We start from the raw sequence: 13,796 nt of genomic DNA, 5'->3' as shown, positions 1-13,796 counted from the left end.
AGTTCGCCGAGCAGGACCTCGTCTACGCGGGCACCGGCACCGGCATCTGGGAAGGGTCGAACCTGACGATCGGGACGACCCAGTCCGGCGGCCAGTACACCCTGAGCGACCCGGCCCGCCCGGGGCTGACCTGCGGCGACTACAGCGGCAAGCAGATCTTCTCCGGTCCGGACGACATCTGGGGCAGCACGTCCAAGACGAGCAAGGAGGCCGGCTGCGTCGACGTCATGTACGCCGCCGCCGGCTTCTGGGACCTGCTGAAGTCCTACGGCCGCAACGGCCTCAACGGCAGCGGCCGCTGGTCCCCGGCGTACGTCGGCCTCAACCAGGTCAACGCCTACTGGACGGGCGGCGAAGCCGACTTCGGCCACAACAACCAGAACCAGTGGATCACCTCGACCGACGTCGTGGACCACGAGTTCGGCCACGGCCTGGACAACTTCACCCCGGGCAGCATGTCCGGCGGCGGAACCCAGGAGTTCGTGGGCGACGTGTGGGGCGCGTCCGTCGAGGCGTTCCTGAACAACCCGGCCGACACTCCCGACTACACCGTCGGCGAGCTGGTCAACCTCACCGGCAGCGGGCCGATCCGCAACATGTACAACCCGTCGCTGGTCAACAACGACCCGAACTGCTGGTCCACGTCCGTCCCGCAGATGGAGGTGCACAAGGCGGCCGGGCCCGGCAACCACTGGTTCTACCTGCTCGCCGAGGGCTCCAACCCCGGCGGCGGCAAGCCGACCAGCCCGACCTGCAACAACAGCCAGGTCACCGGTGTCGGCGTGGCGACCGCCTCGAAGATCTTCTACAACGCGATGGCGATGAAGACCTCCGGTACCAGCTACCCCCGGTACCGCGTCCTGACGCTGTCCGCCGCGAAGAACCTCGACCCGACCTGCGGTCTGTTCAACAAGACCAAGGCGGCGTGGGACGCGGTCAGCCTCGGCGCGCAGTCCGGCGAGCCGACCTGCACCGCGGCCGGCTGACGCTGACCGGTTGACGCTGACACAGCGGTGCCGGAGCCGGCCGGGCTGAGCGCGACTCCCGGCCGCACGCACCAGGACATGTTCGGCCCGGCCCTCCGCCGATGGGGATGGACGGCCGGGGCCGGGTCGGACATTTCGATTCCGCCGAGATCGGCATTGCGATTACCGGACCGCCAGGGCGCACATCGCCCCGGCGGTCCTTCGCACGTTTAAGATCAGGCGGCACGCGCGGGCGAGGCCGCCGGGCTTCGCCGAGGCGCCGCCGCCGGACGGCCCCGCGCCGGAGCCGACCGCGGGCTTGTCGCGCCCTGTCGCGACTGGTCACGCGACTGGTCACACCGCTCTTCGAGGACGCGCACGGTGCCGCGCGCCGACTTCCGGGCCGCCGCCCGCCCGGCCATTCCGGGCGCGCGACCGGGGGCGGCTTCACGGCTTTCCCGGCCGATCATCCACCGCCCGCATGAACGAATATCTTGCTATATAGCAGCCAATTCTCCGCCCGCCATTCGCGTCCGGATGAAGATCATAAATCGGTCCGGTGAGAGCCCGTCGGCGCGGGGAGCGGTGCGACGTACCGGCCGGCCGGTCGTGACGGCTCCGGCGCGCTCTCGGAGAGGGCTCCGGACGGACGATCCGGCCCGCGCGGAGGCGCAGCCTGGGGACGCCGCCCGCCGCGGCCCGGGCAGGTTCCTGGTGGGCAAGATTTTGTTTTCGTTGCGTGCAAAAGGTGCGGCCCCATATGTTGGATTCGCCATCACGCGATGCCTGCCATTAGGCGGTTGCGGCTTTATGCGCGGGTGCCCGTCCCCCCGGCCGAGGATGGCGCGTCGCAGGTGATGGGGAGGCCAAATGACCTGGGGAGATCATGCAGCCCGAACCGGCAGCCGCGTCGAGTTCCGCGCCCGAGAGTCCCGCCGACGGCGTGCGGCGCCTCGTGGTCGAGGCGGTGAGCCATTCCATGCGGTCGGTCCAGGGCGCCGAACATGGTGAGTTGCACCTTTACCTCTCGCTGCTGCAGGACCGGCTGCCCGTCTACGTCGGCACCGTCGCCGACCTCCTCGCGCACGCCGGGAACGCGGGCGTCCGCAAGAACCTGCTGATGGTCGCGGAGGCGACCATCAACTTCTACTGCGAGGTCCTCGCCGCCAAGGTCGCGGTGGTGGCCAGCCCGGCGCAGCTCGTCCGGCTGCGGCAGGTGATGCGGCCGCGCCAGCTCGGCCCCCACCAGGCGGAGCAGGCGGTCGCCGGCTACCTGCGGCAGGAGCAGGAGCTCGGCCGGGTCGCCGCGGACGCGGACCCGGTCGGCGCCGCCCGCCTGCTGATCGGCGCCTGCCTCAACTACGCCTTCACGCTCCTGCTCCTCGGCGACGACGCGCTGCCGCCCCGGCACGAGTACGCCGCCGGCCTCATCCAGGGAATGCGCGTGACCCCCTGATCGCGAGCTGAACTGCGCGATCGTCCAACGGCGTTGATCGAGCGGTGATCGGCCGGTGCGGTCGGCGAACGGTCGGTTCGGCGCGTCCGGTGGCCGCCGACCATCCGGAATGCACCAACAAACGGGGGCAATCTTCGCGAACACCCCGTTCATCGCAAGCGGTGATCCGTTCGGCGGAGGCCGTCGTACTGCTCGCCGCGCCAGGCGCGTGGCTCGGCGCACCGCCCCGGCCGTCCCCCCTGACCAGCGGACATGATCATGCGATGCTCCGGCCGACGACGTCGAGCGGTCGAGGGGCGACCACCAGGCCCCCCGGAAGGCCGACGACCGGCCCACCGGCCTCGACCGGGAAGGGGATGCGGCGATGCGAGCGAAGCGGCGAATGACCTGGGCGGGCGGACGGAGGCGGAGCTGGCGTCTGTCGCTCGGAGCCGCGGTCTTCGTGCTGGGCGGAATGGCGGTCGCCCCCGGCGCCAGCGCGGCCGGGAAAGGGGCGGCCGCGCCGGACCAGTGCGAGTACACCGTCCAGAAGGACGTGCCGGCCACCATGCGCGACGGGACCGTCCTGCGCTCCAACGTGTTCACCCCGAAGGGCGACGGTGATTTCCCCGTCATCCTGATGCGGCTGCCCTACAACAAGGAGGGCGCCGAGAACATCTTCTACGCCAACCCCGACCGCTACGCCTCCGCCTGCTACCTCGTCGTGGTCCAGGACGTCCGCGGCCAGTACAAGTCGGACGGCGAGTTCTACGCCTACAAGTACGAGGCCGAAGACGGCTACGACACCATCGAATGGTCCGCGAAACTGCCGCACTCGAACGGCAAGGTCGGCATGTACGGGTTCTCGTATCCGGGGCTCACGCAATGGCTTCCGGCGACCCTCACGCCACCGCATCTGGTCACCATCGTCCCGGCGTTCACCTCGTCCGACATCTACGACGGCTGGACCTATGAGGGCGGCGCGCTGTACCAGTCGTTCACCGAGGACTGGCCGCTGAGCTTCCTCGCCAGGGGCGCCATCCAGCGCCTTCCCGACTATCCGAAGCTGTCGGCGGAGATGAGCCAGGCGTCGCGGGCGCTGTTCGCCAAGTGGTACTGGCATATGCCGCTGAACGAATTCCCGCCGCTCTACCCGAAGGACAAGCGGGTCGCGCGGTACTTCTACGACTGGGTCGACCACCCGAGCTTCGACTCGTACTGGAAGCGGTGGAGCATCCGCGAGAAGTACCCGAAGGTCACCGTCCCGGCCCTGAACTACGGCGGCTGGTCGGACATCTTCCTGAACGGCACGGTCGAGAACTTCGCCGGAATGCGGGCCCGCGGCGGTTCGGCCACCGCCAGGAACGGCACGAAACTGCTCGTCGGTCCGTGGACGCACGGCAGTTCCGGCAGCCGGGTCGGCGCGCTCGACTACGGCCCGGAGGCGGTCGTCTCGATCGACGAGGTCCAGTTCCGCTGGTTCGACCACTGGCTGAAGGGCGTCGACAACGGCGTGGACAAGGACCCCGCCGTGAAGATATTCGTGATGGGCGCGAACAAGTGGCGCACCGCCGACTCCTGGCCGATCCCCGGCACCGCGTTCACCGAGTACTACCTGCACAGCAACGGCGACGCCAACACGGTGACCGGCGGCGGCACGCTCAGCACCACCGCGCCGGCCGCCGAGACGCCCGACCGGTACCGCTACGACCCGGAGAACCCGGTGCCGAGCTTCGGCGGGCGGTTCCAGAGCTCGGTGCCCGGCGGCCCGCAGGACCAGCGGCTCATCGAGCAGCGGCCGGACGTCCTCGTCTACACCACGCCACGGCTGGCGACGGACACCGAGGTCACCGGACCGATCTCGGTGACGCTCTACGCCTCGTCCTCGGCCCGCGACACCGACTGGACGGCGAAGATCACCGACGTCGGGCCGGACGGCACCTCGATGCTCGTCCGGGACGGGATCCAGCGCGCCCGGTACCGGGTGTCGCTCGAACGCCCGTCGCTGATCCGTCCCGGCAAGGTCTACAAGTACACGATCAAGCTGTGGCCGACCAGCAACGTGTTCAAGGCGGGCCACCGCCTCCGGCTGGAGATCTCCAGCAGCAACTTCCCGATGTACGACCGCAACCCGAACACGGGGGCGGAGTTCGGCACCGGTGACCGGACGAAGCCCGCCGCGCAGACGATCTACCACGACGCCGAGCACCCGTCCTCGGTCACCCTGCCGATCATCCCGACTCCGATCGACTGACGGACGATCGACTGACGGACGGAGGCATCCGCACCTGACGAGGTGCCCGGGCGGGAACGCCCGGGCACCTTGTTCGCGTCCGCCCGTCTCAGCTGATACGCGCGGCCACCCGCCGCCCGGGGCGGACGGCGGACGCGGGCGCCGCCGCCGTGGTCGTGCTCCGCGCGCTCCGCAGGATGCTGACGCTCACGGCCAGCGTCCAGAGACTCCAGAGCGCGCCCATGCTGGCCGTGGTGCCCCAGCCCTGCGCGCTGTAGAAGTCGGCCGCGTCGTCGCCGAAGTACACCGCCGGGACGAACGCCAGGTTGATCGCGGCGACGACGAACGCCGACCGCCCCACCCACCTCGGCAGCAGGCCGAGCCGCAAGACGGTGATCCCGAAGGCGACCAGGAACAGCGCCATGAGCAGCCGCGAGATCCCGCCCTGCATCAGGTACTGCGCCGCAGCGAACGGACCCTCCGTCGTGGTGTCGATGTCGTGCTCGACGGAGATGGCCGCCCCGACCTCCATGGATTGCGGGACGAACACCATGGCGACCCATAGCAGTCCCGCCATCTGGACGACCGTCCCCAGCCAGTCGTGCGCCGGGCTGACCCGGACGATGAGCTGGCGGAGCCCGATGAAGTAGACGACGTACAGGGTGCAGCCGGTGATGCCGATGAGGCCGCGGGTGAGGATGTTCCAGTCCGGCGGCGCCCCGGAGTAGAGGAAGTAGAGCGGCACCTGGACGATGATGAACAGGCTTGCGACCACGCCGAACAGGCCGGCGTATCTGCGGATTGATGCCTCGCTCACGGCGAGCCTCCTTCACGGGCCCTTCCGGACCCGGTCGTCCGGACCGGTGCGCGGCGGCGCGCGGCCCAAGAACTGGACGAGACGTCTCGTCTTGTTTCGCCTCGACGATAGGAAGCCGCCACCCCTCTGTCAAGACGCACCGTCTCGTCTCGTATGATTCGGGGTATGAGCATGCCGAACGAGCAGCGGCGCAGCGAGCGGTCGCGCCAGGCGATCCTCGCCGCGGCCCTCGACCTCTGCCGGGAGCGCGGCCTCGCGCGGACGACGGTCGAGGAGATCGCCAAGCGGGCCGGGGTCGGCAAGCAGACGATCTACCGCTGGTGGGGGTCCAAGGCGGCCGTCGTCCAGGAGGCGCTCAACGAGCGCGTGAACAGCACGACCGACTTCCCGGACACCGGCGATTTGCGCGCCGACCTGCGCACCCAGATGGGCGTCGTCGCGAAGGCGTTCGCCAGCCCGGAGTTCGCGCCGTACGTCGGCCTCATCGCGGCCGCGCAGGAGGATCCCGAGATCGCCGCGTCGCTCCGGAAGATCATGATCGAGCCGCGGGTCCGGGCCTGCGCGGAACGGCTGCGGCGCGGGCGGGAGAAGGGGCAGTTGCGCGCGGACGTCGACGTGGACGCCGTCGTCGAAATGCTGTACGCGCCCCTGTACTACCGCCTCCTCCTGCACACCCGTCCGGTCACGCCCGAGCAGGTGGCGGGCATCATCGACATGGCCTTCGAGGGGCTGGCGCCGTCCGGCCGCGACGGGGCGGACGACCGGTAGCCCCCGGTGACGTGGCCGGTGACTAGGGTGCCTGAGCCGCGCCGAAGGCGGGTTCAGCGCCGGAAGCGTCCGGTCTTCGGCCATCTTTCCGCCGGGACGCCTTGCGCTTCGCTAGAGGTAATAATACCTTTAGAGGCATGGCAGCAGATCGGTACAAGCCAGGGGAGCCCTTCTTCACCGACGAACAGCTCGCCATCTTGAAGAAGGAGGGCCAGATCCTCCAGCGCCCTGCGAAGCACCTGTTCTTCAAGGAGGGCGAGTGGACCAACTTCGTGCTCGTCCCCCTCAAAGGGCACCTGAAGGTGACGAAGGGCGCGCCCGAGCGGCTCATCGGCATCCGGAAGGGCCTGCAGCCCGTCGGTGAGTCCTCGGCCCGGTACGGCTCGCCGCGTTCGGCCAACGTCTGGTCGATCCGGGACGTCGAGGTCCTGCACCTGTCCGCGACGCAGTGGAACGACTTCGTCGACGAGAACCCGCGCGTCCTCGACGCCCTCATCTACATGCTGACCAGCCGCCTGGGGGAGGCCGACACCCGGCTGACCCACACCGAGCTCGCCGCCGAGCCGCGCCTCGCCCTGGCCCTCCAGGAGCTCATCGAGAGCGGCATCGGCGACGAGATCGCCACCGGTGTGCAGCTGGAACTCGACCACGAGGAGCTGGCGCAGGTCTCCGGCCTGTCCGTGGAGTCCGTGAAGAAGATCATGAAGATCTTCCGGGACGGCAACCTCGTCCGCACCGGCCGGCGCCGGGTGATCATCCAGGACGTCCCGTTCCTCCGCAGGATCGCCACCGGCGACCGGACCGCCTCAGCTCGAAGGGACACGGCGGAATGACCCACGACAAAGGCTCGCCCGCCGGACTGCTGGAGCACCCCCTGCTCAGACGGCTCGCCGCCATGGACCTCGACCCCGACGACTTCGTCATCTTCGGCAGCGGCCCGCTCCTCGCGCACGGCCTGCGCAGCAGCCTGAGCGACCTCGACATCGTCGCCCGCAACGAGGTCTGGGACTACGCCTACGTCCGCGGCGTGCACGGCCGCGGCCGGTACAGCGGCGACACGATCGTCTCGCTGTGGGGCGGACGGCTCCACTTCTCCCAGCGGTGGATCCCCGGCGCCCGCCCCGCCGACGAGCTCATCGACGACGCCGACGTGTTCGCCGGGCTCCGGTTCGCGCCGCTGCGGGACGTCCTGGCCTACAAGCTGCGCCTGCGCCGCCCGAAGGATCTTCTGGACATCCCCGCCCTGAGCGGACGGCTGCGAGAGGAGGCCGACTATGGCACGCGTGCCAGTAGCCAGTGATCGGCTCGTGGTCGTCCTGCCCGACTTCCTCACCATGTTCTCCACGGCCGAACGCGCCGACCTGCTGGAACGGGGTCGGCGGCGGATCTGGCCCGCCGGGACGGCGCTGTACAGGCAGGGCGACAGCGACACCACGGTCATGATCGTTCTGTCCGGCGAAGTGGAGGTCGGATCCGGTGACGCCGACCAGCCGCCGCACGTCTCGGGGCCCGGCGCCCTGCTCGGAGCGGTCTCGGCGCTCGGCCGCCGGCCCCGCTCGGCCACCGCCGTCGCGCTGACGTCCGTCCAGGCGGCGGTGATTCCCGTGGAGGAGTTCGAGGAGTTCCTGCTGAGCCGGCGCGGCGACACCGCGTTCCAAATACTGCGGATCCTCTGCGAGCGGTTCGCCCGCGCGGATGCGCTGCCGCCCTAGCCCTAGCCCTTGTCCGCCGAGGCGGCCCCTTGGGGTCAGCAAGAGGCCGCCGTAACGGCTACCCCCGTCCATCCCGTGCGAACAGAATGTCTGGGAGTCCACCCATGAGCGTACAACGAACACCCAGCGAAGACACCCGTCCCGTCGGTGACTGGCGATGAACCTGCAGGTGACCGGGAGCGACCCGCCTCCGGCTCGAGCGGTCCGGCGTGTTCGTTCCGGTGCGCGTCCTGCTCTCCACGTCCGTCGTCCCTAGCATCCCGAGGCTCCGCACCGGACCGGCCCGGACATCGCGTCCGACCCCGCGGCCGGTCTGGTAAGGGCAGAATGGGGCCATGACCACGACCGGGGCCGACTATTCCTGGGTGCCGGAGTTCCGGCGCGGACATCTCGTGAACGGCTACTGCCTCACGCTGATCCACCGGGTCACCCCCAGGGAATTCCTTGACCGCGTCGGCGCCGAGTTCCAGGGAGAACGCGCCGGGTTCGACGCGTTCAATGACGCCGACTCCGACTTCCAGGACGACCAGGATCTCTGGGGCGACCAGTTCTTCGTCGGCGCGGCCCCCGCCCCCGGAGGCGACTGGACGTTCGCCCTGGAGATCAACGGCGGGATCGAGTCGCAGACCGACGCCCTGGCCTACGCCACCCGAGGGACCACGGCGATCACGCATTCGGCGGGCGCCGCGGCCATGAACCATTTCTCCTGGTGGGAGGACGGCGAGCTGCGCACCCGCTTCGAGCGTCCCGCCGAGCGGACGGGCGGTAGCCCCGATGCCCTGGTCGAGGCGATGGCCCGGAGCGGCCTCGACGTCGAGCACGGACGGTCCGCGGCGGCCGCGGACCTCTTCGCCCTCGCCGAGAACGTGTCGGGAATCCGTTTCGGCCCGGAGGTGCTGGAACGGGCCGTGTACCTGACCGGAATCGTCGACGTCCCGGCCGAAGCCTGGCAGCGGATCGTCATCCACACCCAGGACGCGAGCGGCCGCCCCGAGCAAGTGGAAATCACCAATCCCGACGGTGAATGACCGCGGCATCGCGCGGGCCCCGGCCGGTGACGCCACCGGCCGGGGCCCGTATTCAGGCGGACATCGTCAGGATGTTCTGATGGTGCACTCCGGTGCGTTGACGTTGCATTGATCGTCGAAATACGGCGTCTCGACCCAGTAGGCGTCTCCGTCCAGGAGCCGTGACTTGGCGGGCAGGCCGCCGACGCCTCCACCGGCGCCCGTGTTCTGGTTCAGCGGGATCGCGCCTCGCCCGCAGGGCTCGTTCCACGTGACCGGCGTCCCGTAGCCCGGATCGAGCCACAGTTCCCAACTGCCCGTGATCTTGGTCGCGTAGAACTGCACGCAGGCGATGCCGGAGATCTGCTTGTTGCCCGCACTCTCCAGCGTGGCCGCGAACGGATACTCGTCGCAGCTCGAACTCTCCCTGGGCCCGAGGGGACCCCGGTCGGCGTCGGGATGCGGCATATATGTGCCGTCGCAGACGAACCCGCGGTTCTGCTGCTGCGTCGCCGGGTTCTCGATCCGGTGGAGCGGCGTCTTGCCGTGCTTGGCGCTGCCGGGGTGGGAGGACAGCCTGTTCATGAGCTCCCAGTACATCGCCGCCGCCGCGGGGAACTTCTTCACATTGATCGTGTAGGTGGGGATGAACTTCGAGAAGGCGCAGCCCTCGTTGCCGCCGACCTCGTTGTCGCATCTGATTCCCAGCGCCTTGGTGGACCAGGTGTGCGAGCTCGACTTCTCGCCGCCGCTCCCGAGTGAGGTGAAGTGCGTGTCGGAGGCGCCGATCGTCACGACGTCGTGCCGGGGAGTGGTGCTTCCCGACTTGTTCCACTCGAATGTGTACGTGGTGCTCGCCACGTGCTTCTCGGTGAAGAGCCACGTGAACGGCAGGCCGTTCCCGGTGGTGGATTTGAGCTTGCATTCGCCGCTGCACGCGTAGTTGAAGTGGAAGGTGACCGACTCGGCCTTCGGCGCGATGAGGACCGGCACCATGGAGAACTTCATCTGGAAGGTGGTGCTCTTCTTGTTCAGCAGCACCTCCCACTGCCCGACGAAGACGCCGAGCGTCTCCGTGGTGCCGTCCGTCGTCACCGTGTACGTCATCTCGTTGAGATGCTCGCAGGACGCGAACCGGTTGAAGATGGTCTGGTTCACGCCGCACGAATCGTCGATGAGCCGGGTGTGGGGCAGCACCGACCTGCCCTTGAGCGTCGTCGGCGTCACCGGCTTGATCGTGAAGCAGTACCGCTTGTTGGGATCGCTCTTCGAGGTCTCGCAGTTCTGTGTCGGGGCGGTGTTCAACGCCGGCGGCTGGTTGAGCCCGCTGGGCGCGGCCTGCGGGGGGTCTTCGTTCTCCGTCTGGTCCTCGGGTTCCGGGGCGTTCGGGTCGGGGTCGGGCAGATGGATCACGGGCGCCGAGCCGACGAAGTCGCTGGGCGCGAAGGCCACCGCGTCGAAGGCGACGTCCTTCTCGCCGTTGCCGCCCGCGAGCCAGTTCGTGAGCCGCACGGCCGGTTTCACGCCCTTGAATCCGAAGGCTCCGAGTTCGACCCAGTGGTTCGTCCCGTTGGTGTCCTGCGGGATCGTGACCCTCCGCGTGCCGCGCGCGGTGATGACCTCGTAGGTCGCCGCGGACACCTGGGCCCCGTGGTCGGGGATGTGCACGAAGACCCTGCCGTTCGGCTTGCTCAACTCGGTGTTCAGCCGCCAGGTGCCCGTGACCCTCAATCTGTCGTAATTGGAGGACGTGTCGCGGCCGTGCGCGAACCAGAAGTGGCTGTCGTAGCCCCCGCCCAGCTGATGCAGGTCGATCTTGGACGATTCCGAGCCGTAGTCGAACGAGAAGGAGCCGCTCGACGCCTTGGGGACCGCGCATCCCGGACGGTGGATCGGGGTGTCGTCCGGGACGTCGTCGACGATGAGGGCGTCCCCGGGCAGGCCGTTCACCGTGCAGTTCGGCGGATAGGCCGTCCCGTCGGCCTGCTCCGGATAGTTGGCCGGCGGATCGAACCGCCATATCTCATGTCCGCACACGTTGGAGACGCAGCTCTTCCAGCTCGTCGGGAGGTGCCACCAGCAGTGCAGGTCGGCGCGCGTGCAGGCGCCCATGCCCGGGTCGTTGGAGTCGTTGGGCCCGATCTTGCCCGGATCGCAGTCGTTCCCGGAATTGCAGAACAGGTTCTCCGGCGGCTGGACCGTTGCGCGGCTTCCGGTCGTGTTCCACCATGCCGCGCGGAAGCCCACCACCATCGTCCCGGGGGATTCCAGCCCCTGGAGCGGGTGCCCGGCCCATCCGAGGACCTTTTCCTGGTAGGGCCAGTCCTGGGGATGGGCGGCGTGCGAATAGTCGTCCTTGGTGCCGTCCGCGCTGGACAGGAACGGCGGGCGGTTGGCCTTCCACAGCGGGTTCGCGGGGTTGTTGGTGAACCCAACGCCCCAGGTTCCCGCGTTCTTCGGCGCGTCGCTCGCCGGGTAGAAGCCGGAATTGTAGGCCCAGAGGGCGAAATACCAGGTCTCCATCCATTGCGGGTCGGCGTTGTCGATCCGCAGTCCCGCGTTGTAGGTCTGGTTCCACTTGTCGATGAGGATGTTGACGCCCGCGGCGATGTTGGCGGTGTAGTCCAGCGCGATCGCCTGCTGCTGCTTGCTCGTCTTGGCGACCTCGCCCGGCTTCTCCTTTCCGGGCAGCCGCATGCCGTCGGTCACCTGGGTGATGCCGTATCCGCAGTCGGCCGCCGCCCAGTCGATCGCCCACGGGTCCTGCTGCTGGCCGTCGGGGGAGTACTTGATGCCGTAGTAATTGCCGATCAGCGGGTTCCCGGTGACGCCGGGGACGACGAAACGGGCCGCCTGCCACATGTTGGATTCCTGCGCGGTGACCCCGAGCATCACCTGCATGGGAACGCGTCCGCCGCCCGCCAGCGAATGGAGCGGGAACATGTCCGGGTCCTGCGGATGGTAGGCGGGCATCCCCAGGTTCTTCCAGTTCGCGGGCCGGGAGATGTGGTAATTGAGATTTCCGCTGACCGCCATGTTCACCGCCCACTCCACCTGGCGCGGCTTGGGCTGCATGGTCTGCTTCGCGGGGTCGTTGCGCGGCACGGAACATGTGCGCGCGTCGTCGACGGTTCCCGAGCGCGAACGGGATTTGCCTCCGGCTCCGTTCGGCGTCTTCGCGGGTGCCGGGAGTGCCGGAGACAAACGATGACCCTGAACGGTGGGAGCCAGACCGTCCTGCCCCGGCAGGACGTGGAATTCAGACGACTTTCCGGTGGACAGGCTGAGCAGGTTGATCCTCGCGACGCGCTGGTTGGCCGAGAGCCGCGCCAGGCCGCGCGGATCCCGGCCGTCGCTCCACGCGGTCCTGGTGATCAGCGCCTCGCCGCGCGTGGAGGCGACGGCGTCGCGGGGCGCGTCGCCGCGGACGACGACCGTCCCGGGCAGTCCCGCCGCCGGTTCGGCCCCGCCCGTGACGAACACCTTGCCGTCCGCGCTGCTGGTCAGGTCGATGCCGGTCAGCGGACCGGACGCCAGCGCGGCGGGCTTGGCCGCCCTGGCGTCCGGGTGGGCGACGGCCCCGGCGGCGACGCGCATGACCCGCGCCTGCGCCTGCGGCTGCTGCGGCGGCGCGGCCTGGGCGGAAGCGGCGGGACGGTCCATGTACACCACGCCGCCCTGGGCGTCGGGTTTGAGCAGGAACGGAATTCCGCCGGTGAAGGCGAGCGGAGTCCGTTTTCCCGCATCGGTGATCTTCACCAGGCGGGCCGAATCGGCGGCGACGATGGAGTCGCCGACGGGAATGGCGGAGGTGACCTCGCCTTTGAGCTGGATCGGGTCGGCGAGCTTCGCCGTGGCGGCGTTCAACTTGATCAACTGGGTGGCGTTCTTGGTCTCCCCGCCGAGCCGGGTGAGCACCGCCGTCTCTCCGAGCCCGCAGCCCGGGCTGAAATAGGCCAGCGACACCTGGCGGTCGAGTTTGGTCACCTTGCCGGTGTCGAGGTCGATGACGGCGGCGAACGCGCCCCGGGCCATCAGTTCGGCCTTGTTGGTGAAAGTGCGCGGCGCGTACGCGACGACCGCGCGGCGGCCCGAACCGGTGACGCACGCGTTGCCGATCCACATGTCGGCGTCGAATCCGGGTTCGGACAGGGAGGCGGCGGTCCGCCAGGTGTAGCCGGACTTCTTGTCCGCGATCAGGAAATGGAAGCCTTCGGCGTCGCTGGAGGTCGTCCAGGCGCGGTCGGAGGACCGGTCCCAGTTCGGGCCGAGGAGCGCGGTTCGTTGAGGCGGGCTGACCGTGGTGGGACCGGCCGCCGGGTTCGGCGGCCGGGCCCCGGCCGAGGGTGTGGACGGCGGTGCGGACGGTGGTGCGGGGGCGGCGATGGCCGTTCCCGTCGTTAACGTGGCCATTGCCGCGAGGATGGCGGTGGCCGTGCGTGCCCTGTGTCTCACCTGTTCTCCTATCCATGGAGGCGAAGACGCGTGTGAATGGCATGCAGGGTTGATCGGCGGGGAGAAAGGGACGCTTTGATACGCGGTTCTTTCCGCGAGCGTTGTTCGCCCTGGTGAGTAGGCGGGCCGGGCCTGCTCACCCCGATGAGCCCGCCCGGTGATCCCGCGGCGGGAGAAGTGGCCTGAGCGTCAGGCGTATTGCGTCAGCGCTGGAAGCGACCCGTTTGGGTAATCGCTAACGGCGGCGCTCGGTGTACGGCGGGATTTTGCGCATAAGGGACTCCCTCGAATGGAACCGTGCAGGGCCCTCGTGCGAGGTGGGAGGTCGAGAGCTGATCAACTATGCAGTCATTCGGACGAATCAGTCAAGGGCGTAAGATGACCTTGACGCGCCGATTCCTGAC

General features: G+C 69.0%; 10 protein-coding genes. 8 read left to right on the top strand and 2 right to left on the bottom strand.

Going from position 1 to position 13,796, the window contains the following annotated elements; translation table 11 throughout:
- The 3 genes from ACH01S_RS39900 to ACH01S_RS39890 all read left to right on the top strand — a co-directional run.
- The coding region (locus ACH01S_RS39900; RefSeq protein WP_174564945.1) for a M4 family metallopeptidase at positions 1-986 on the top strand (986 nt) is incomplete at its 5' end.
- A gap of 865 nt (positions 987-1,851) precedes the next feature.
- Positions 1,852-2,421: a TetR/AcrR family transcriptional regulator C-terminal domain-containing protein gene (locus tag ACH01S_RS39895; RefSeq protein ID WP_067905177.1), complete on the top strand. Its 570-nt coding sequence runs from the start codon at positions 1,852-1,854 to the stop codon at positions 2,419-2,421.
- 364 nt (positions 2,422-2,785) lie between these two features.
- Entirely contained in the window at positions 2,786-4,654 is a 1,869-nt protein-coding gene (locus ACH01S_RS39890) for a CocE/NonD family hydrolase (protein WP_148344413.1), read from the top strand.
- An 88-nt stretch (positions 4,655-4,742) separates the two neighbouring features.
- On the opposite strand, the gene ACH01S_RS39885 is transcribed toward ACH01S_RS39890, so the two are convergent.
- Positions 4,743-5,450 (bottom strand): hypothetical protein, encoded by a 708-nt coding sequence (locus ACH01S_RS39885; protein WP_067905170.1) that lies wholly within the window; start codon positions 5,448-5,450, stop codon positions 4,743-4,745.
- 165 nt (positions 5,451-5,615) lie between these two features.
- Between ACH01S_RS39885 and ACH01S_RS39880 the strand changes: the two genes are divergently transcribed.
- The 5 genes from ACH01S_RS39880 to ACH01S_RS39860 all read left to right on the top strand — a co-directional run bounded on the left by ACH01S_RS39880 (position 5,616) and on the right by ACH01S_RS39860 (position 8,958).
- A complete protein-coding gene (locus ACH01S_RS39880) occupies positions 5,616-6,218 on the top strand; it encodes a TetR/AcrR family transcriptional regulator (protein WP_148344414.1) in 603 nt (200 codons plus the stop codon).
- A 137-nt stretch (positions 6,219-6,355) separates the two neighbouring features.
- Entirely contained in the window at positions 6,356-7,051 is a 696-nt protein-coding gene (locus tag ACH01S_RS39875; RefSeq protein WP_083981686.1) for a Crp/Fnr family transcriptional regulator, read from the top strand.
- On the top strand, positions 7,048-7,518 hold the full coding sequence (locus tag ACH01S_RS39870; RefSeq protein WP_067905161.1) for a hypothetical protein: 471 nt from the start codon (positions 7,048-7,050) through the stop codon (positions 7,516-7,518). Before ACH01S_RS39875 ends, ACH01S_RS39870 begins: the two co-directional genes overlap by 4 nt.
- Positions 7,502-7,930: a Crp/Fnr family transcriptional regulator gene (locus ACH01S_RS39865; protein ID WP_169809439.1), complete on the top strand. Its 429-nt coding sequence runs from the start codon at positions 7,502-7,504 to the stop codon at positions 7,928-7,930. Before ACH01S_RS39870 ends, ACH01S_RS39865 begins: the two co-directional genes overlap by 17 nt.
- A gap of 335 nt (positions 7,931-8,265) precedes the next feature.
- Positions 8,266-8,958 carry a DUF6461 domain-containing protein gene (locus ACH01S_RS39860; protein ID WP_067905155.1) on the top strand — a complete coding sequence of 231 codons (693 nt, stop codon included), beginning with the start codon at positions 8,266-8,268 and terminating at the stop codon, positions 8,956-8,958.
- 66 nt (positions 8,959-9,024) lie between these two features.
- Here the strand turns inward: ACH01S_RS39860 and ACH01S_RS39855 are convergent, their stop codons facing one another.
- Positions 9,025-13,392, bottom strand: coding sequence for a golvesin C-terminal-like domain-containing protein (locus tag ACH01S_RS39855; RefSeq protein ID WP_148344415.1), 4,368 nt, complete (start codon positions 13,390-13,392; stop codon positions 9,025-9,027).
- Positions 13,393-13,796: the final 404 nt, after the last annotated feature.

Source organism: Actinomadura chibensis NBRC 106107, assembly GCF_001552135.1.
Classification (GTDB): domain Bacteria; phylum Actinomycetota; class Actinomycetes; order Streptosporangiales; family Streptosporangiaceae; genus Spirillospora; species Spirillospora chibensis.
This window is presented reverse-complemented; position numbering and strand designations above follow the sequence as displayed.

What these genes read in the sequence shown, in the direction of transcription:
- ACH01S_RS39890 (WP_148344413.1), top strand. Translation starts at nt 2,786, where the DNA reads ATGCGAGCGAAGCGGCGAATGACCTGGGCGGGCGGACGGAGGCGGAGC.
- ACH01S_RS39875 (WP_083981686.1), top strand. Translation starts at nt 6,356, where the DNA reads ATGGCAGCAGATCGGTACAAGCCAGGGGAGCCCTTCTTCACCGACGAA.
- ACH01S_RS39870 (WP_067905161.1), top strand. Translation starts at nt 7,048, where the DNA reads ATGACCCACGACAAAGGCTCGCCCGCCGGACTGCTGGAGCACCCCCTG.
- ACH01S_RS39860 (WP_067905155.1), top strand. Translation starts at nt 8,266, where the DNA reads ATGACCACGACCGGGGCCGACTATTCCTGGGTGCCGGAGTTCCGGCGC.
- ACH01S_RS39895 (WP_067905177.1), top strand. Translation starts at nt 1,852, where the DNA reads ATGCAGCCCGAACCGGCAGCCGCGTCGAGTTCCGCGCCCGAGAGTCCC.
- ACH01S_RS39880 (WP_148344414.1), top strand. Translation starts at nt 5,616, where the DNA reads ATGAGCATGCCGAACGAGCAGCGGCGCAGCGAGCGGTCGCGCCAGGCG.